This window comes from Mesorhizobium sp. WSM4848, from assembly GCF_055811375.1.
On sequence record NZ_JBVVPX010000011.1, the window covers coordinates 111,077 to 128,906 of the forward strand.

Below are 17,830 nucleotides of genomic sequence, written 5' to 3' on the forward strand. Positions count from 1 at the left end.
ACAGGCTTGCTGCTTTGGGAATCTCTGCGGCTGCCGAATGAGAGAAAGCCGCATCGATGAGCGCGCCAGAGACTTTCGAAAGCGAAGACGGCGAGGCAGGCCGTGCGGCGGGTTTTTTCCGCTCGCGCTGGCAAGGCACGGCGCCGCTAGACCGGCTGTTCTGGCGCGATCTTGTCCTTGTCGGCACGGCGATCAACATCGCAGCGTCGGTGCTGGCGCTGATTCTGCTCGGGCTGAAGCTGCCGCTCGCTCTCGTTCTGGCGGTGCATTTCGCGCCGGCGCCGTACAATTTCTTCCTGACTTTTGCGGTGTGGCGGACAGCCGAGAAATCCGGCGGCCTCAAGGCTTCGCTGATGACGCTGGGGGCCGTGCTGTGGCTGATCCTGGTGGTGGTTATCTGACGGGACAGTGCTGCCGGCCAAGGCCGGCCGAATCCGTCTTTTGACAACGCTGAATTGCACAACCTTAAATTGCAGTCAGGCAGCCGGCTCGAATTTCAGCGCGACCCCGTTGATGCAATAGCGCAGGCCGGTCGGCGGCGGGCCGTCCTCGAAGACGTGGCCGAGATGGCTGCCGCAGCGGGCGCAGTGGCATTCGGTGCGGACCATGCCGTAGCTGCGGTCGACGGTCGTCTCGAACGAACCGGGCACCGGATCGTTGAAGCTTGGCCAGCCGGTGCCGCTCTCGAACTTTAGCTTGGATTCGAACAAGGGCTGGTCGCAGCCGACGCAGGAAAAAGTGCCGGCGCGCTTCTCATGAAGCAGGGCGCAGCTACCCGGCCGCTCGGTGCCGTGATTGCGCATCACCGCATATTGCTCCGGCGTCAGCCGGGCGCGCCATTCGGCATCGGTGCGAGTGACTGGGTAGGTGTGACTATCCATTTTTTGCCTCTTGGCTCATGCCGCTTTTGGGGTTGTCTTCCCAAGTTCGCCTAAAAATAGGTATTTGTTACGGCGTTTGCCGGTATTTCCGATGCTGCGCGCGAAGAATTCCTCAGGCGATCGCTGCGAGATACCGCGCAACCGACCCTGCAAATGCCGTCTTTGCATCGCCGATGACGTTCTGGTTCCACCATGCGCCGTAGATATGGTCGAACGCGAAAGGCTCCAGTGCCGACGCGATGCGGAGTACCTTCGCCGCATTGAGCGGGATGTAGTTCGGATAGCTGTACATGAAGCTGACATGGCGGCGGGTTGGCGTCACCTGCAAGATGTCGCCGGCCAAGATGGCGTCGCCGCCGTCGCGCTTCCAGTGCAGCACCTGGCCACCGGCAAAGTGACCGCCGCAACGGATAAGTGTCAGCGACGGGTTCAGGGCGCGCGTCTCACCCTGCCAACTGACAACATCCGGATGCGGCCGCATGATCCACTTGCGGTCATCGGCATGCAGATAGATCGGCACGCCGCCAAACGCTTCGCTCCACTCGACCATCGCCGAATAATAATGGCAGTGCGAAATGGCGATCGCGGCCAGGCCGCCTCGTCGGTTGATTTCGGCCACCGCCTCGTCGCTGACCAACGAGATGCAGTCCCACAGCACATTGCCGTGCGGCGTCTGTGCCAGCAGCGCCCGCTGACCGATGGCGAAGCGCGGCTCGATGCCGAAGGCGAGCACGCCGGCGTCGTCCTTCATCACGATCCGATGCCCGGCGGCGAGCTGTTCCGGCGTGATCCAGGCCTGGCCCTCCCAGCGCACATATTGCCGCTCGTCCTCGCAGATCGGGCAATTGTCCGGCGGCGCAGCTGTTTCAGCGAACTGGACGCCACATTGCAGGCAGAGGAAACAGGTCGGCCGTCCTGTTTTGCGTGAATCCATTCAGTGCTTCCTTGAAAGCTGCTTCGTCGCGGCGTCGAGCCCGGCGAGCGTCAGCGGAAACATGCGGCCGCCAAAGATATCGCGGATCATGGCGATCGAATGGGCAAAACCCCAGTGCTTTTCGCTTTCGGGGTTGAGCCATACCGCGTTCGGCCATTGCTGCAGCAGACGGCCGAGCCAGACGACGCCGGCCTCCGGATTCCAGTGCTCGACCGAGCCGCCGGGATGCGCGATCTCATAGGGGCTCATCGAGGCATCGCCGACGACGATCACCTTGTAGTCCGGACCGTATTTGTGGAGCAGATCGAAGGTCGGAATCACCTCCGCATGGCGACGGCGATTGTCCTTCCACACACCCTCGTAGAGGCAATTGTGGAAGTAAAAATATTCGAGCTGGCGGAATTCGGCGCGGGCGGCCGAAAACAGCTCCTCGACGCTTCTGATGTGATCGTCCATCGAGCCGCCGACATCGAAGAACATCAGCAGTTTTACGGCGTTGCGCCGCTCAGGCCGTGTCTGCACGTCGAGATAGCCATGCTCGGCCGTGGCGTGGATCGTGCCGGGCAGGTCGAACTCCTCCTCGGCCCCTTCGCGCACCCAGCGGCGCAGGCGTTTCAGCGCGATCTTGATGTTGCGGGTGCCGAGCTCGACGGCATCGTCGAAATTCCTGAACTCACGCTTGTCCCAGACTTTCACCGCACGGCGGTTGCGGCTTTCGTGCTGACCGATGCGAACGCCCTCGGGATTGTAGCCATAGGCGCCGAAGGGTGAGGTTCCGCCGGTGCCGATCCATTTTGACCCGCCCTGGTGGCGGCCTTTCTGTTCCTCCAGCCGCTGTTTCAGCGTTTCCATCAGCTTTTCGAAACCGCCGAGGGCCTCGATCAGCTTTTTCTCCTCGTCGGTCAGGTGCTTTTCGGCAAGCCGCCGCAGCCATTCCTCCGGGATGTTTTCGACGTCGACCGGGTTTTCGCCAGCCAGCGTTTCAACGCCCTTGAAGATGTGCGAAAAGACCTGGTCGAAACGGTCGATGTGGCGCTCGTCCTTCACCAGTGCCGAGCGGGCGAGATAGTAAAAACCCTCGACGTCATAGTCGACCAGCCCCGCCTCCAGCCCTTCCAGCAGCGACAGATATTCCCGGAGCGAGACCGGAACCCGCGCAGCCTTCAGTTCGAGGAAGAAGGGGATGAACAATTGCTATCTGTGCCTCACGATGACGGCGGATTCACGCCCGGGCCTGTCGATTTCGCTGGATCGCAGCAAATCCGCTACCGTCCTTGGGTTGGGTATGGGTAAGTGCTTTGCAATACGTGCTTCGATCCATTCGCGGTGGCGGACGTCGCGTCGGCAATTGCTTCCTCGGGACTTGCGCCACCGCCGTGACATCCGGGCAGATCGGGCACCCGCACTCCCAGACATCGTCTGCGCCGTCAAGGATTCCGACATAGTGTGTCATCATTCCTCCTCAAATCCATCCGGCAAGCCGGGCAATCGACCGTTCATCACATCAGATCATACTCGATGAAGCCGGTGCGCCGCGCCACGTGGTCGTAGAGTTTGCGCGCGGTGGTGTTGGTCTCGTGCGTCATCCAGTAGACGTTCTTGACGCCGATCTTGCCGGCTTCCTGCTTGACCGCTTCGATCAGGGCGGCGCCGACGCCTTTGCCGCGTACATCCGGGTCGGCGAACAGGTCCTGCAGATAGCAGTTGTTTTTTTCTGACCAGCAGGAGCGATGGTAGAGATAGTGCGTCAGGCCGACCGCCTTACCGCTGAGCGTGGCGATGAACCCTTTTGGTTCGAACTCACCCGCCGTGAACAGGCGCTTCCAGGTGACGGCATAGACGTCTTCCGGCAGCCTGGTTTCGTAGAAGGTGAGGTAGGCAGTCCACAGGCGCTGCCAGTCGGCGTGGTCGGATTGCGCGAGTGGGCGGACGGTGATCTCGGTCATTTCATTTCCTTCCGAAGCTTCGGGCCCAGGCTGCCCCGGTGCCCGGCCGGCGGCAACGGTCCAGCAACAGGAAAGCGCTGTCCGCCGCATGCCCGGCCCTCCGCTATGGCTCCGGGCGTTCGTCGCTCGAAAAGCCAAATCATTGCCTTTTCGTCGGCTTTGGCCGACCGCTCCTCACCCCTGCCTTCTCGCCATGAAAGCCAGCCGCTCGAACAGATGCACATCCTGTTCGTTCTTCAACAGCGCGCCGTGCAGCTTGGGCAACGCGTTCTTCGGGTCGGCGCGCAAATCCTCGGGCGCGATGTCGTCGGCCACGAGCAGGCGGATCCAGTCGAGTGCCTCGGAGGTCGACGGCTTCTTCTTCAGGCCCGGCACCTCGCGGATCGCGTAGAACTGGGTGAGTGCGGCGCGCACCAGGCTCTGCTTGATGCCGGGATAGTGCACGTCGACGATCCGATGCAGCGTCTCGACGTCGGGAAAGCGGATATAGTGGAAGAAGCAGCGGCGCAGGAAAGCGTCCGGCAGTTCCTTCTCGTTGTTGGAGGTGATGATGACGATCGGGCGCACAGCGGCGCGGATGGTCTCGCCGGTCTCGTAGACGAAGAACTCCATTCGATCGAGTTCCTGCAGCAGATCGTTGGGGAACTCGATGTCGGCCTTGTCGATCTCGTCGATCAGAAGCACGACCTTCCTGGCCGTCGCGAAGGCGTCCCAGAGCTTGCCACGCTTGATATAATTCCTGATGTCGTTGAAGCGCTCGTCGCCGAGCTGGCTGTCGCGCAGCCGCGAGACGGCGTCATACTCGTAGAGGCCCTGCTGCGCCCTTGTCGTCGACTTGACATGCCATTCGATCAGCTCGAGGCCGAGCGCGGCCGCCACTTGCCGGGCCAGTTCGGTCTTGCCGGTGCCGGGCTCGCCCTTGACCAGCAAAGGCCGCTCCAGCGCGATCGCCGCATTGACCGCCACCATCAGATCCTTGTCGGCGACATAGGCCGCCGTGCCTTCGAAACGCATTTTTGCTCCTCGGTTGTGATGGCAACCGTAAGGAGACAGTCCGGCCGCTGCAAGGCGCAGCGGCGAGGGCGCGGTGAAACCTTGTGCCAAGACACTCTCAGGCAGGGCTTTGTGACGAATTAAGCCGCCGAGCATGGCCATCGCTATGGCGCTTGGTTGATCGTCGGCTTATATTGGACAAGACGGTCTGCGCTTCCCGGCAGGAGAACATTTTCCCCGGGGCCTTAATGATCCCTAGGGAGCTGTCCCTGGGAAGACCCGTGGGTTTTCTCATACGGCGCCCACCTACTTTGTAGGTTCCCGGGATCGCTCTCTCCACCGGTTGTGTGGATCGTCACTCGACGCAAAGGATCCACGCCTCGGTGGATCATGCGGTGGAAAACGTCGCTCCTAAAACTCCATCCAAATCTGACCTTTTCTACACGTCGGCGCATGACATCCTTGAAAGAACTGAAAAAAAAACTGCGGCGCGAAGCACTCGGGCGCCGCGACGCGCTCGATCCGTTCTGGCGGGTGGAGGCAGCGCTCGAAATGGCCGAGACCGCGCGGGACAGCATTGCGATAGAGCCGGGCCAGATCATCTCCGGCTTCTGGCCGATGCGCTCGGAAGTCGACGTCCGGCCGCTGATGTTCGCCTTGCGCGAAAAAGGTGCAAGGCTTTGCCTGCCGGCGATTCTCGACAAGACCACCATCGTCTTTCGCGAATTGGTGCGCGGCGCACCGATGATCGACATGGGGTTCGGCACCGTCGGGCCGCATGAGGAGGCCGAGGTGCTCGATCCGCAGGTGATGCTGGTGCCGCTTGCCGCCTTCGATGCACGCGGCCATCGCATCGGCTACGGCGCCGGCTATTACGACCGTGCCATCGCGCGGCTGGTCGACAAGGGGCAGCCGCCGCGGCTGATCGGCATTGCTTTCGACTGCCAGGAGGTGGCGCAGGTGCCGGACGAGCTGCATGACGTGACCATTCCGGAAATACTCACCGAGAGCGGGTTGCGCCGGTTCGCGCCGAAATTGTAGTAAAGTTCCTGGACGCATGGTCTTTTCCGAAAGTCATGCAGCTTTTTGCTTCGCTGACCTTCGGTTCGGGATCAGGCTTATATGAGACTTCTCTTCCTCGGCGATATGGTCGGCAAGACGGGACGCACGGCGGTGTGGGAACAACTGCCCGGCCTGATCTCGGATTTCAAACTCGACTTCGTCATCGTCAATGGCGAGAACGCCGCCGGCGGCTTCGGCATCACCGAAGAGATCTTTCGCGAGACGGTCGCGGCGGGCGCCGATGTCGTCACCACCGGCAACCATGTCTGGGACCAGCGCGATGCGCTGGCGTTCGCGCCGCGCGAGGAACGGTTCCTGCGTCCGTCCAATTTCCCCAAGGGTACGCCAGGGCGGGGCTCGGGCGTCTACATCGCCAGGAATGGCGCGCGCGTTCTGGTCGCCAACATCATGGGCCGGGTGTTCATGCATCCTGAACTCGACGATCCATTTCAGGCCGGCGAGCGCGAGCTTGCTGCCTGCCCGCTCGGCGAGCAGGCCGATGCGGTGGTCATCGATTTCCATGCCGAGGCGACCTCTGAAAAAATGTGCTTTGCGCACTTCGTCGACGGCCGCGCCAGCCTGGTCGTCGGCACCCACACGCATCAGCCGACCGGCGACCACCATATCCTCAATGGCGGCACCGGCTACATCTCAGACGCCGGCATGTGCGGCGACTATGATTCTTCGCTTGGCATGGACAAGGAGGAGCCGCTCAACCGGTTTCTGTCGAAGGTGCCGAAAGGACGCTTCGAAGCGGCGAGCGGCCCGGCGACATTGTGCGGCGTCGGCGTCGACATATCGGATCGCAGCGGCCTGACCGAGCGGATTGCGCCGTTTCGCCGCGGGCCGCGGCTGGAGGAAACGGCGCCCTCGTTCTGGTCATGACATTCGTTCTGGTCATGACATTGATGTAAGCGATTGCAGTACCTAATTGCCGGCTACGCCTGCTTCAGATCGTAAGAGGGGACGACCTCCATGCAGCTCATCGAATTCCTGGCGCCACATTTCGCCTTTGTCTCCGATCCGACCGCATGGGTAGCGTTGCTGACGCTGATTGTGCTGGAGGTGGTGCTCGGCATCGACAATCTGATCTTCATCTCGATCCTGACCAACAAATTGCCGGAGGCGCAGAGGGCTCGCGCCCGGCGAATCGGCATTTCTGCGGCGCTGATCATGCGGCTGGTGCTGCTTGCCACCATCTCGATCATCGTCCAGTTGACGGCGCCGGTGTTCACCGCTTTCGGCCATGGCTTTTCCTGGCGCGATCTGATCCTGATCGCCGGCGGCCTGTTCCTCGTCTGGAAAGCGACCAAGGAGATCCACCACACGGTCGATCTCGAAGATCACCAGGACACGATGATAGGCGAGGCGCTGCAGCTTTCGCTGGCCGGCGCCGTCTTCCAGATCCTGCTGCTCGACCTCGTCTTCTCGATCGATTCGATCATCACCGCGGTCGGCATGACCGACGAGATCGCCATCATGTACATCGCCGTCATCGTCGCGGTCACCGTGATGATGCTGGCGGCCGGACCACTTGCCAACTTCATCGCCAAGAACCCGAGCATCGTCATGCTGGCGCTGAGCTTCCTGCTGATGATCGGCATGACGCTGATCGCCGACGGCATGGGCTTCCATGTGCCGAAGGGCTACATCTACGCCGCCATGGGCTTTTCCGCGCTGGTCGAGGGCCTCAACATGCTGGCGCGACGTCGCAGAAAGGCAAAGGCCGGCGCGGGGCACTGAGTCATCGCCGTTTGACTCTTACGGAATTGTACGTACAATATTGTAAATGATGGTGCGGCCTTGCAGTTCGAGTGGGATGCTGAAAAGGCTAGGCGCAATCTTGCCAAGCACGGTCGCATTCGATCTCGCAAAAGGCGTCTTCGACGATCCGCTTCATCTCATCGTGCCTGACCGGTTCGAAGGTGGGGAGCAACGATGGCATGCGATTGGGATGATCGAGATGCTGGTGGTTTTGCTCGTTGTGCACACATACCCTGATCTCGAAGATGAAGAACGGGTTCGGATTATCGGCGCCCGAAAAGCGACGCCGCATGAAAGGAGGCGCTATGAGCAGGAAGGAGCTTAGCCAGGATCAGCGCGAGCAGCTTGCCAAGCTGGCTGATTTGCCTGACGACGAAATCGATACTTCCGACATTCCGGAAGCCCCGACCGAGAACTGGGTTCACGCTCGCCGCGGGCATCTTTATCGGCCGCTCAAGCAACCGGTGACCATTCGGCTCGACGCTGATGTGCTGTCCTGGTTCAAGGAGCACGTCGAGGGTGGCGGTTATCAAACCGAGATCAACCGCGTGCTCCGTCGTCATGTGACGGAGCAGGAAAAGCGGCGGTCCTGAGCGCTTCAGCTAAGGGTCGGCACGCCCTTCGGATGACGATCGCCGATCAGGCCAAGCGTCAAGCCTTGCTCCAGCCAGGCCTTGGCGCCGGCGAGCACCAGCGCGAAGCCATCGGTCGAGCCGATCGCCTGCTTGACCTGTTCATCGGGGCTGCCGGCAAAACCGAAATTGCGAACCTCGACAAAGGTGCCGCCCGGCGTCTCGGTAAAAGTCCAGACCACCGTGGTCGGCGGATCGCTCCATTGCAGGACGATCTTTTCGTTGCTGACGAACTCGCTGACCGTGACCGGCGTCGAAACGCCATACATCCGCCATTCCCAGCGAACCTCGTTGCCGCTGTCGAGCCTGTCGCTGCCGTGGGTGAACCAGAATTTCGTCGTGATCGCCGGATCGACGATGGCTTCGAATACTTCTGCGACCGGTCTCCGGATCAGCATGCCGGATTCGGCGGTCGGTATCTCACGGAAGTCCATTTCGTCCTCCTTCCGTACACGTTTCCGTCACCAGGCGTCGGGTTCGCGCACCAGGTGAATGATGTTGGCCGGATTGGTGATCCAGCCGCCACGAAAACTTTCGCCGAGCGCCTCGATGGCGTCGCAGCGCACAACGCCGGCCTTGGCGAGATGATCGGCGGCGGCCGGAAAATCGTCGGTGAACAACTCCAGCCAGACCTCGGCCTGGCTCAGCATCGGCGCCTCGTCGATCCACAGGCGATTGGGGCCGAGTTCGAAACCGATCGCCGGCGCCTTGGCCGTGAACGGTTTCAGGCCGACGACATCGCGGTAGAAGGCGATCGTCTCCTGGTGTTGGTGGGACGGCACTTTCATGGCGATGTTGATGCCGCCGGTGATTTTCGCAGCCATTCTTTCCTCCGTCTTCTTAGATATTGTCTTCATTGGCGGGCTCGCCCTTCATCTCGCTGCGATAGTAGCCGTCGCGCAAATTGATGCCGTATTCGACATAGGCCTTCATGCAGGCCAGCATTTGCGACCAGCCCTCGCAATTGAGGTAGGACTTCTTCAGGCCGACCGCGTCCTCGTGCCAGCCGGCCTCGGCGATGGTGACGAAGGTGCCGCCGTCGTCCAGCGGCTCGAAATTCATCTCGATGCGCGTCTTGTAAGCCGGCTTGCCGTCGGCGTCGGTGGCGTCCCAACGCAGCACGATGCGGTTGTCTTTTTCCACCTCGTCGACCTCGACCGGGACCTTGCCCCACCAGACGACCTTGGCGCCGGCCCCCAGCGGGGCGCTGGCGCCGCCGATGGTGGTGAAATAGCCGCTGAGTTTGTTCGGGTTGACGACCGCGTCGAAAACTTCGGCGACCGGTTTGCCGATGCGGCCCGAAACTCTGAATCCTAGAGACATATCCACAGCTCCTTCCTTGATCAGAACCGCATTATGTTATAAAAATATAACATGTCAAGCAAAGCTCAGGACGACAATGTTTTCAAGGCGCTGGCGCATCCGCGCCGGCGTGCGCTGCTGGACGAGCTGAAGGACGCGCCGCGGACCACCGGCATGCTGTGCGATGCCTTTCCCGACATGGACCGCTGCACCGTCATGCTGCATCTGAAAGTGCTGGAGGAAGCCGACCTGGTGGTGGCGCGGCGCGAGGGGCGCGAACGCTGGAACCATCTCAATGCGCTGCCGATCAAGCAGATCCACGACCGCTGGATCAGCCAGTACGCCACGCATGCGATCAGCATTCTCGACCGGCTGAAATCCGATCTGGAGGAGTGAGCGGCCGGAGGCATGCAACTGGCGGGCGTGTTGCGCACCGCCCTTACGGCGCGGCTGGACGAATTGAGCCGATTTATCTATAAGCCGGCCATTCCGAGATAGAGCGCCGTACGTCCATCCGGACGCAGCAGGGACGTTCTGAAATTTTGAATTCGAGCATTTTGGTAAAAGGCGAGGTGACTACCTCGCTGCAGGATGCTCTGCCAAGAAGACGACAGGGGTGCCATGGCTGGCCATTCACAGTTCAAGAACATCATGCACCGCAAGGGCCGCCAGGACGCGGTGCGGTCGAAAATGTTTTCCAAGCTGGCGCGCGAAATAACAGTCGCCGCCAAGAGCGGCACGCCGGATCCGTCGATGAACCCGCGCCTGCGTCTTGCGGTGCAGAACGCCAAGGCGGTGTCGATGCCGAAGGACAACATCCAGCGCGCCATCAACAAGGCGTCGATGGGCGATGCCGAGACCTATGAAGCCGTGCGCTACGAGGGCTACGGACCGGGCGGCGTCGCGCTGATCGTCGAGGCGCTGACCGACAACCGGAACCGCTCGGCGTCGAATGTGCGCGCCGCCTTCACCAAGGCCGGCGGGGCGATGGGCGAAACCGGCTCGGTGTCGTTCATGTGGGACCGTGTCGGCGAGATTTTTTATCCGGCGTCGGTCGGTGGCGCCGAGAAGGTCATGGATGCGGCGATCGAGGCCGGGGCCGATGACGTCCAGTCGGACGAGGAGGGCCACAGGATCTATTGCGCGTTCGAGAACCTCGGCGAGGTGTCGAAGGCGCTGGAAGGCGCGCTCGGCGAGGCTGAATCGGTGAAGCCGATCTGGAAGCCGCAGACCAACATTGCGGTCGACGAGGAGCGGGCACAGTCGCTGATGAAGCTGGTCGCGACGCTCGAGGACGATGACGACGTGCAGAGCGTCTACGCCAATTTCGAGGTCGACGACGAGACCATGGCGAAACTCAGCGCGGCATGAGCACGGCTCAGCCCGAGACATGAGCGGAGCTCAATCTGACATATGAGCGGAGCTCAATCTGACATGACCGAAAAGCCGTTACCCCAGGTCCGCATCATGTATTGCTCGCAGTGTCACTGGCTGCTCCGTGCCGGCTGGATGGCGCAGGAGCTGCTGTCGACCTTCGCAACGGACCTGGGCGAGGTGACGCTGGTGCCCGGCACCGGCGGCATCTTCACCATTTCCTGCAACGACACTCTGGTCTGGGACCGCAAGCGCGACGGCGGCTTTCCCGATGCCGCAAGGCTCAAGCAGCTGGTTCGCGACGTGATCGATCCGGACCGCGATCTTGGCCATGTCGACCGCAAGAACGACAAGTCAAAAGAAAAAGATACCACGTCAAAAGACCCTGCCTGATGCAGGGTCCCTGCATTAACCCCGCCACGCCATGATGAAGCAGGCCAGTGCTGCGATTGCGGTGATGGTGCGGACGTGGTTCCACATCACCCAGTCCCTGAGATAGGTGGCCCACACTGCGGCGCCGTTGGCGCTGGCCGGATCGACGGCTGCCAGTGCGTTGTTGAGTGGCACGTTGAAAATCATCGTCACGATCAGGTTGCCGACGAGATAGATCAGGGCGCCGGCGAGAAGCCACAATGAACCCGGTTGGCCCCAGCCGATGACAGCGCCGACGGCAAGCACAAGGCAGATCAGCCCGGTGCCAAAAAGCGCGGTCATGAACATCGGCGTCACCGCAGTGACATTGATCGAATTCATGGCGGCGATGCCGCCCGCAGCCGGCATGCGGGCGAGGCCCGGCATGACGAAGCTGGAGAAGGCGAAGAAGACACCAGCGACGACGCCCGAGCCGAGCGCGGCGATGAAGGTGAGGGCGGGAAGCAGTTTCATGATCATGTCAGTCACTCCAGATGCCCGTAGCAGCGGTTTCGGTTGCATAGGTGGAAAAGTCCTTTGGGGCGCGGCCGAGCACGCGCTCGACGCCGTCGGTCAGCGCCTCGTTGCGACCGTCGAGCACTTCGGTGAACAGCTCGTTGAGCAGCCAGGCGAACTCGGCCGGCAACTCGTACCCGGCTACAGCGGCGGTGAACTCGGCATGCGAAATCCGTTTGAACCGGATGTCACGACCGCTCGCCTTGCCGATCTCGGCGACCGCGTCGGCGAAGCTCAGCAGCCGTGGCCCGGTCAGTTCGTAAAGCTGCCCGATGTGGCCTTGCCGGGTGAGCACCGTAACGGCGGCATCGGCAATGTCGTCGGCATCGACGAATGGTTCACCGACAATGCCGACCGGCAAAGCCACCTCACCGGCGAGCAGCGGATCGAGCAAAAAACTCTCGCTGAAGTTTTGGGAAAACCAGGCGCAGCGCAGGATCGTCCAGTCGGCGCCCGAGGCTTTGAGCATCTCTTCGGTACGTTGCGCTTCGGTTTCGCCGCGCCCCGACAGCAGCACCAGCCGGCGCACACCGCTTGCCACGGCAAGGTTGGCGAAAGTGCCGACCGCTTCGGCCGCACCGGGAACCGCAAGATCGGGATAGTAGCTGATGTAGACGGCACCGACACCATCAAGCGCGGAGGCCCAGGTGGCTTTGTTTTCCCAGTCGAACGGTGGCGTGCCCGAGCGCGAGCCGATCCTTACCGGCAAGCCCTGCGCCATCAGCCTGTCTGCGAGACGACGGCCGGTCTTGCCGGTGCCGCCGAGGATCAAAGTCGGTTTTGTTGCTGTGTCGATCATGGTGATTTTCCTTTGCTCACAAACATGAGTAATCCTCGCATTTGCAAAACGTGATAAACCCTCGTATTTTGTGAGTCAAGCCAATTTGTTGATCATTCGCCGGGAGACAATGATGGAAGGCTCGACCGAATCGGGTTCGCAGGATGGCCAGATCGCATCGCCGCGCCGGGCGCCAAGCCAGCAACGCAGCCGCGAGCGGGTCGAGCGGATGCTGGCCTCCGCTTCCGCGCTGATCGCCGAGCAAGGCAGCGACGCCATGCGCATGGGCGAGGTGGCGGAACGGGCCGGGGTGTCGATCGGTTCGCTCTACCAGTTCTTCCCGGACAAGCGGGCGATCATCCGGGCACTGGCCGAGCGCCACACCGCCGAAAGCCAGGCCTGCATCGCGGCAGCCCTTTCCGAGGTCAGCGACGCCGAAGGGCTGCGGCGGGCATTTTTCGAACTGGTGGATATCTATTACGGGCTGTTCCTGGCGGAGCCGGTGATGCGCGACATCTGGTCGGGCACACAGGCCGACAAGGCGCTGCGCGAACTCGAGCTCGCCGACAGCCGGGCCAACGCCGAATTCCTCACCGCGGTGCTGAAGCGGCTGCGGCCCGCCGCCGATCCGGCGGCGCTCGAAACGACGGCGCTTCTCATCTGGCAGATGGGCGAGGCCACCATGCGGCTGGCGATCTCGGTCGGACGGCAAGAAGGCGACGACCTGGTCGCTGCCTATAAGCGGATGGCGCTGCGCGAACTGGTCGGCGAATAGGGCCGGAGGCTACCGGCCGAAATAATCCCGCAGCATTTCCGCGCGTTCGTCTTCGGTGCACATCGCCATTCGGCCGAGATTGAACCGGCCTCTATAAAGGGCGACAACAGCCAATGCACAGTTTACGGTCGGGTCATCCGCCGAAACTGCCAGGTCCCGCAAGGCCAATTCGAAAAGGATCTGCCACGCAGTTTTGTAGTGTGGTTCGATCCAATCCGGAACCGGAGGGTTCCGGTCGTAGGCCAATCGCGCTTCTTCGATCGTCGCGGCCAGACCGTAAGCTCCCCAATATACTGGAGTTTGGCCTTCGGAGATGCGAGCCAGTTCCACAACCGCGGCGTAAGACGCGTCTCCAACATCGCCCTGATGATGCAGTTCGTTCCAGAGCTCGTCCCAGACCGACTTGTCACCGTAGTGAACGGTCAGCCTTCGCAAGGCCGGTCGTGGATCATAAACGACCTTGTATCCGCCCGTGAGGCCGGACCATCGTTTATCGTTGAATGCCATCATGTCGCTGTCCTTCGCGAACCAGTCCACCCTCCTGTCGCGGGTGGCTTCAGTCAACAAAAAACCCGCCACGAGGGCGGGTTTCTTCGATCCGAGAAAGGCGTGCGGGTTAGAGGCCGAAACCTTCGAAACGCTTCTTGAACTTCGACAGGCGGCCGCCGCGGTCGAGCAGGGTCTGCTGGCCGCCGGTCCAGGCCGGATGGGTAGTCGGGTCGATGTCGAGGTTCATCGTATCGCCTTCCTTGCCCCAGGTCGAACGGGTCATGTATTCGGTGCCGTCGGTCATGACGACCTTGATGGTGTGGTAGTCGGGATGGATATCGGTCTTCATTGTGCTATTCCTGGTTCGCCGGCGCCGCTGACGGGCATAAAGCCTGCGTCGATGCGCCCCTTTTTAAAACTCGAAGCCGCAGCTATTGAGGAGCCACGGCTTTTAAAAACGGTCGGCGAGCCTATACATCAGCCGGAATTGAATCACAAGGCCGCGGTAAGCGCATATTGAGGCGCATGCCCAGAAGGCGGCCAGAGGAAACGGTCATGGCGCACACCAGCGGCGATGCAGACGAGCGCAGGCGCTCGCTCAAGCCGCTGCGGCGCCTGTTCCCCTACATCACCCGCTACCGGAAAATGGTCATTGGCGCGGTCGTCTCGCTGACCATTGCTGCGGCGACGACGCTGGCGCTGCCGCTGGCCGTGCGGCGGATGATCGACCACGGCTTTTCCGCCTCCGATTCCAGCTTCATCGCCGAGTATTTTGCCATGCTGGTGGTGATGGCTGCCTTGCTCGCCGCGGCGTCGGCCTGCCGCTATTATTTCGTCATCACGCTGGGCGAGCGCGTCGTCGCCGACATCCGCAGCGACGTGTTCCGCCATGTCACGACGCTGTCGCCATCATTCTTCGACACTGCACAGTCGGGCGAGATCGTCTCGCGGCTCGCCGCCGACACGACGCAAGTCAAGTCAGCGGTCGGTGCCACCGCGTCGGTAGCGCTGCGCAACGTCATTCTTGGGCTCGGCGCCGTGGCGATGATGGTCTTCACCAGCCCGAAACTGTCGGGCCTTGTCATCGCCGCCATACCTGTGATCGTGCTGCCGCTGGTCGCCTTCGGCCGCTCGGTGCGGCGCAAATCACGGCTGGCACAGGACACGCTGGCCGACGCCACGGCCTATGCCAGCGAGCAGATCGGCGCGGTGCGCACGCTGCAGGCCTTCACCAACGAGAAGCTGGTCACCGGGCATTTTTCATCGGCCGTGGAAGCCGCTTTCGCGGCGGCGCGGTCCTCGATCTTTGCCCGCTCCTTCCTCACCTTCTTCGCCATCTTCATGATCTTCTCCTCGGTGGTGGCGGTGCTGTGGTTCGGCTCGCGCGACGTGCTCGACGGCACGCTGTCGCCGGGCACGCTCGGCCAGTTCCTGCTCTATTCGGTGTTCGCCGCCGGCGCGCTCGGCGCGCTGTCGGAAGTGTGGGGCGAACTGTCCCAGGCGGCGGGTGCTGCCGAACGACTGACCGAGATCCTGGCCGAGAAGCCCGCGATCCAGGCCCCGGCGCATCCGAAACCGCTGCCGACGACGGCCAGAGGCGCAATCAGTTTCGACGACGTTTCCTTCTCCTATCCGGCCGGCCCCGACCGCGCTGCCGTCCACGGCCTGAGTTTCGAGGTCAAGCCCGGAGAGACGGTGGCGATCGTTGGCCCCTCCGGCGCCGGCAAGAGCACGGTCTTATCGCTGCTACTGCGCTTCTACGACCCCGAGACCGGCAAGATCATGATCGACGGCGTCAATGTCCGCGAGGCCGACCCCGTCGCCATCCGAGAGCGCATCGCCATCGTGCCGCAGGACGTCACCATCTTCGCGGCCAGCGCGCGCGACAATATCGGCTTCGGCCGTCCGGCCGCCAGCCAGGCCGAGATAGAGGCGGCGGCCAGGGATGCGCTTGCCGACGAGTTCATCCTAAAACTCGAGAAAGGCTATGACAGCCAGGTCGGCGAGCGCGGCGTGACCTTGTCCGGCGGCCAGCGCCAGCGCGTGGCGATTGCCCGCGCGATTCTGCGCGATGCGCCGATCCTTTTGCTTGACGAGGCGACCTCGGCCCTCGACGCCGAAAGCGAGACGCTGGTGCAGACGGCGCTGGAGCGGCTGATGCAGGACCGCACCACGATCGTCATCGCCCACCGGCTGGCGACGGTGCTGAAGGCGGACCGGATCCTGGTCATGGATGGCGGCTGCATCGTCGAGGAAGGCAGCCACCAGAGCCTCGTCGCCAAGGGCGGCATCTATGCGCGGCTGGCCAAGCTGCAGTTCGAAACCGGGGCGAATGCTTTCAGGGGCGCCGCGGAGTAGTAGGACGACGCTGCCAAACGGCTTCGTTTTTTCAAATGGCGCTGGTCGGCAGTGACGAAAGTGCCGCCGCGTTCGATGCGCTTGAAGATATGTCAGGCGCCCTTCAGCACCTCCCCATAGCGCTTCCTCAAATGCTCGGTGAAATGCGTGGCGTTGAGTTTTTCGCCGGTGGCGCGCTCGAGCAGCTCGGGCGTCGACCAGCGTGAGCCTTGCGACCAGATCCTTTCACGGCGCCAGTCGTTGATCGCCGCGAAATTTCCCTTGGCGAGGTCTTCGTCAGCCGAGGGATGGTCTCTGGTCAAGGCGGCCCATTGCTGCGCCGCCATCATCGCGCCCAGCGTATAAGAGGGGAAATAGCCGAAGGCAGCACCGGGCCAGTGCACGTCCTGCATCGGCCCGTCGGCCGGGTTGTCGATAGTTGACAGGCCGAGATAGTCGCGCATCTTGGCGTCCCAGGCCTCGGGCAGGTCGGCGGCCTCGATCCGCCCCGAGACAAGCTCCTGCTCCAACTCGTAGCGCAGGATGACGTGCAGCGGATAGGTCACCTCGTCGGCGTCGACGCGGATCAGGCCGCGCTCGACCCGGTGTACATGCGGCAGGATGTCTTCGATCGACCAGGCCTCGCCGAGGTGCTTTTCGACCACCGGCAGCGCCCAACGCCAGAATTCGGGGTTGCGGCCGATCTGCTTCTCGACGAACAGGCTCTGGCTTTCATGCACAGCCATGCCGCGCGCCTTGCCGAGCGGCCAGTGCGCCCACGCCTGCGGCAGGTTCTGTTCGTAAAGCGCATGGCCGGTCTCGTGCAGCACGCCCATCAGCGCCGACAGGAAATCGGAGGTCTTGTAGCGGGTGGTGATGCGCACGTCGCTCGGCACGCCGCCGCAGAACGGATGATGCGACACCGACAGCGAGCCATGGGTGAGATCGAAGCCGACCGCCGCCATCATGGCGAGGCCAAGCTCGCGCTGCTTTTCGATCGCATAGCTGCCCGAAAGCGGCTTCAGCGGATGTTTCGCCAGCCGCTGTTCCTGCACCGCCAGTGCCTCCGGCACGAAATCCCTGAGAAAGGTCTTCAACTCGGCGAAGACCGGCGTGATGTCGGCGGCGCGGTTGCCGGGATCGTATTGCTCCATCAGCGCGTCGTAGGGGTCGAGGCCGAGCACGTCGGCGCGAAGGGCTGCTTCCTCGCGCACCAGCGCGACAACCCCTTCGAGCGCCGGCAAGAACCCGGCCCAGTCGTTCTTTGCACGCAGATCGCGCCACAGCTGCTCGGAGCGCATCCGGGCGGTGGTTTGGCGCTCGACGAATTCGACCGGCAGGCAGGTCAGGTTGGTGTATTGCCGCCGGAATTCCTTGACCGCAGCCTGCTGTTGTTCGTTCAGCGTTTCCTGTTCGGCCGCCGCAATCCAGTCGGCGATCTCCGGCGCTGTCGCTCTGGCGTGATGCATGCCGGCCAGCGCCGACATCGCCTCGGCGCGCTTTTCGCCGCCGCCGACGGCCATGTGGGTCGCCTCGTCGGCGCCGAGAATGGCGAGCGCATGCTCCAGTGCTTCGAGCTTGTGGCCGAGGTCGTCGAGTTTTTGAAAGGACATTGTGGTTCCGCTGAATTTGAACG

Annotated in this window: 24 protein-coding genes and 1 other RNA gene; 12 read left to right on the forward strand and 13 right to left on the reverse strand. The window is 62.4% G+C overall.

The genetic code is table 11. The features are described 5' to 3' along the window. Window positions 1-56: 56 nt before the first annotated feature. Entirely contained in the window at window positions 57-401 is a 345-nt protein-coding gene (locus AC0L16_RS13145) for a hypothetical protein (RefSeq protein ID WP_473621208.1), read from the forward strand. A 75-nt stretch (window positions 402-476) separates the two neighbouring features. Here AC0L16_RS13145 and msrB read toward each other — a convergent pair whose 3' ends face one another. From msrB to AC0L16_RS13170, 5 genes are all read right to left on the reverse strand, one after another. Next, on the reverse strand, window positions 477-881 hold the full coding sequence (msrB, locus tag AC0L16_RS13150; protein WP_473621210.1) for a peptide-methionine (R)-S-oxide reductase MsrB: 405 nt from the start codon (window positions 879-881) through the stop codon (window positions 477-479). 112 nt (window positions 882-993) lie between these two features. After that, entirely contained in the window at window positions 994-1,815 is an 822-nt protein-coding gene (locus tag AC0L16_RS13155; RefSeq protein WP_473621212.1) for an MBL fold metallo-hydrolase, read from the reverse strand. Next, entirely contained in the window at window positions 1,816-3,006 is a 1,191-nt protein-coding gene (locus tag AC0L16_RS13160) for a vWA domain-containing protein (protein WP_473621213.1), read from the reverse strand. A gap of 308 nt (window positions 3,007-3,314) precedes the next feature. Next, complete coding sequence (locus AC0L16_RS13165; protein ID WP_473621215.1) at window positions 3,315-3,761, reverse strand: GNAT family N-acetyltransferase; 447 nt, start codon at window positions 3,759-3,761, stop codon at window positions 3,315-3,317. 174 nt (window positions 3,762-3,935) lie between these two features. After that, complete coding sequence (locus AC0L16_RS13170; RefSeq protein WP_473621216.1) at window positions 3,936-4,775, reverse strand: AAA family ATPase; 840 nt, start codon at window positions 4,773-4,775, stop codon at window positions 3,936-3,938. 181 nt (window positions 4,776-4,956) lie between these two features. On the opposite strand from AC0L16_RS13170, the gene ssrS reads away from it, so the two are divergent. The 6 genes from ssrS to AC0L16_RS13200 all read left to right on the forward strand — a co-directional run bounded on the left by ssrS (window position 4,957) and on the right by AC0L16_RS13200 (window position 8,173). Continuing rightward, window positions 4,957-5,112, forward strand: a non-coding RNA gene (gene ssrS / locus AC0L16_RS13175) — 6S RNA. A gap of 95 nt (window positions 5,113-5,207) precedes the next feature. Next, window positions 5,208-5,795, forward strand: a complete 588-nt coding sequence (locus AC0L16_RS13180; RefSeq protein ID WP_473621218.1) for a 5-formyltetrahydrofolate cyclo-ligase — start codon at window positions 5,208-5,210, stop codon at window positions 5,793-5,795. An 81-nt stretch (window positions 5,796-5,876) separates the two neighbouring features. Further along, window positions 5,877-6,701: a TIGR00282 family metallophosphoesterase gene (locus AC0L16_RS13185; protein ID WP_473621219.1), complete on the forward strand. Its 825-nt coding sequence runs from the start codon at window positions 5,877-5,879 to the stop codon at window positions 6,699-6,701. 90 nt (window positions 6,702-6,791) lie between these two features. Continuing rightward, window positions 6,792-7,559 (forward strand): TerC family protein, encoded by a 768-nt coding sequence (locus AC0L16_RS13190; protein WP_254022931.1) that lies wholly within the window; start codon window positions 6,792-6,794, stop codon window positions 7,557-7,559. Between the two features lie 100 nt (window positions 7,560-7,659). Continuing rightward, on the forward strand, window positions 7,660-7,905 hold the full coding sequence (locus tag AC0L16_RS13195; RefSeq protein WP_473621221.1) for a BrnT family toxin: 246 nt from the start codon (window positions 7,660-7,662) through the stop codon (window positions 7,903-7,905). Next, window positions 7,886-8,173 carry a BrnA antitoxin family protein gene (locus tag AC0L16_RS13200; RefSeq protein WP_473621222.1) on the forward strand — a complete coding sequence of 96 codons (288 nt, stop codon included), beginning with the start codon at window positions 7,886-7,888 and terminating at the stop codon, window positions 8,171-8,173. The genes AC0L16_RS13195 and AC0L16_RS13200 overlap by 20 nt, the downstream gene beginning before the upstream one ends. Window positions 8,174-8,178: 5 nt before the next feature. Here the strand turns inward: AC0L16_RS13200 and AC0L16_RS13205 are convergent, their stop codons facing one another. The 3 genes from AC0L16_RS13205 to AC0L16_RS13215 are packed head-to-tail and all read right to left on the reverse strand — an operon-like array spanning window position 8,179 to window position 9,535. After that, window positions 8,179-8,646: an SRPBCC family protein gene (locus tag AC0L16_RS13205; RefSeq protein ID WP_473621224.1), complete on the reverse strand. Its 468-nt coding sequence runs from the start codon at window positions 8,644-8,646 to the stop codon at window positions 8,179-8,181. Between the two features lie 27 nt (window positions 8,647-8,673). After that, window positions 8,674-9,036: a hypothetical protein gene (locus tag AC0L16_RS13210; RefSeq protein WP_473621225.1), complete on the reverse strand. Its 363-nt coding sequence runs from the start codon at window positions 9,034-9,036 to the stop codon at window positions 8,674-8,676. A gap of 16 nt (window positions 9,037-9,052) precedes the next feature. Further along, entirely contained in the window at window positions 9,053-9,535 is a 483-nt protein-coding gene (locus tag AC0L16_RS13215; protein ID WP_473621226.1) for an SRPBCC domain-containing protein, read from the reverse strand. A gap of 51 nt (window positions 9,536-9,586) precedes the next feature. Between AC0L16_RS13215 and AC0L16_RS13220 the strand changes: the two genes are divergently transcribed. From AC0L16_RS13220 to AC0L16_RS13230, 3 genes are all read left to right on the forward strand, one after another. Beyond that, window positions 9,587-9,910 (forward strand): ArsR/SmtB family transcription factor, encoded by a 324-nt coding sequence (locus tag AC0L16_RS13220; protein WP_095487445.1) that lies wholly within the window; start codon window positions 9,587-9,589, stop codon window positions 9,908-9,910. Window positions 9,911-10,135: 225 nt separating this feature from the next. Next, window positions 10,136-10,885 carry a YebC/PmpR family DNA-binding transcriptional regulator gene (locus AC0L16_RS13225; RefSeq protein ID WP_473621227.1) on the forward strand — a complete coding sequence of 250 codons (750 nt, stop codon included), beginning with the start codon at window positions 10,136-10,138 and terminating at the stop codon, window positions 10,883-10,885. 63 nt (window positions 10,886-10,948) lie between these two features. After that, a complete protein-coding gene (locus tag AC0L16_RS13230) occupies window positions 10,949-11,281 on the forward strand; it encodes an Rdx family protein (protein ID WP_473621228.1) in 333 nt (110 codons plus the stop codon). A gap of 15 nt (window positions 11,282-11,296) precedes the next feature. Here AC0L16_RS13230 and AC0L16_RS13235 read toward each other — a convergent pair whose 3' ends face one another. Then, a complete protein-coding gene (locus AC0L16_RS13235; protein WP_473621229.1) occupies window positions 11,297-11,779 on the reverse strand; it encodes an anthrone oxygenase family protein in 483 nt (160 codons plus the stop codon). Window position 11,780: 1 nt separating this feature from the next. Beyond that, the gene (locus AC0L16_RS13240; RefSeq protein WP_473621230.1) at window positions 11,781-12,614 is read right to left on the reverse strand and encodes a Rossmann-fold NAD(P)-binding domain-containing protein; all 834 of its coding nucleotides are present in this window, start codon (window positions 12,612-12,614) and stop codon (window positions 11,781-11,783) included. Window positions 12,615-12,726: 112 nt separating this feature from the next. On the opposite strand from AC0L16_RS13240, the gene AC0L16_RS13245 reads away from it, so the two are divergent. Continuing rightward, entirely contained in the window at window positions 12,727-13,368 is a 642-nt protein-coding gene (locus tag AC0L16_RS13245) for a TetR/AcrR family transcriptional regulator (protein ID WP_473621232.1), read from the forward strand. A gap of 9 nt (window positions 13,369-13,377) precedes the next feature. On the opposite strand, the gene AC0L16_RS13250 is transcribed toward AC0L16_RS13245, so the two are convergent. After that, window positions 13,378-13,932 (reverse strand): hypothetical protein, encoded by a 555-nt coding sequence (locus AC0L16_RS13250; RefSeq protein WP_473621233.1) that lies wholly within the window; start codon window positions 13,930-13,932, stop codon window positions 13,378-13,380. Between the two features lie 52 nt (window positions 13,933-13,984). Beyond that, a complete protein-coding gene (gene rpmE / locus AC0L16_RS13255; protein ID WP_006327661.1) occupies window positions 13,985-14,206 on the reverse strand; it encodes a 50S ribosomal protein L31 in 222 nt (73 codons plus the stop codon). A gap of 206 nt (window positions 14,207-14,412) precedes the next feature. Between rpmE and AC0L16_RS13260 the strand changes: the two genes are divergently transcribed. Further along, entirely contained in the window at window positions 14,413-16,215 is a 1,803-nt protein-coding gene (locus AC0L16_RS13260; RefSeq protein ID WP_473621234.1) for an ABC transporter transmembrane domain-containing protein, read from the forward strand. Window positions 16,216-16,307: 92 nt separating this feature from the next. On the opposite strand, the gene AC0L16_RS13265 is transcribed toward AC0L16_RS13260, so the two are convergent. Further along, entirely contained in the window at window positions 16,308-17,807 is a 1,500-nt protein-coding gene (locus tag AC0L16_RS13265; protein WP_473621236.1) for a carboxypeptidase M32, read from the reverse strand. Between the last annotated feature and the right edge of the window lie 23 nt (window positions 17,808-17,830).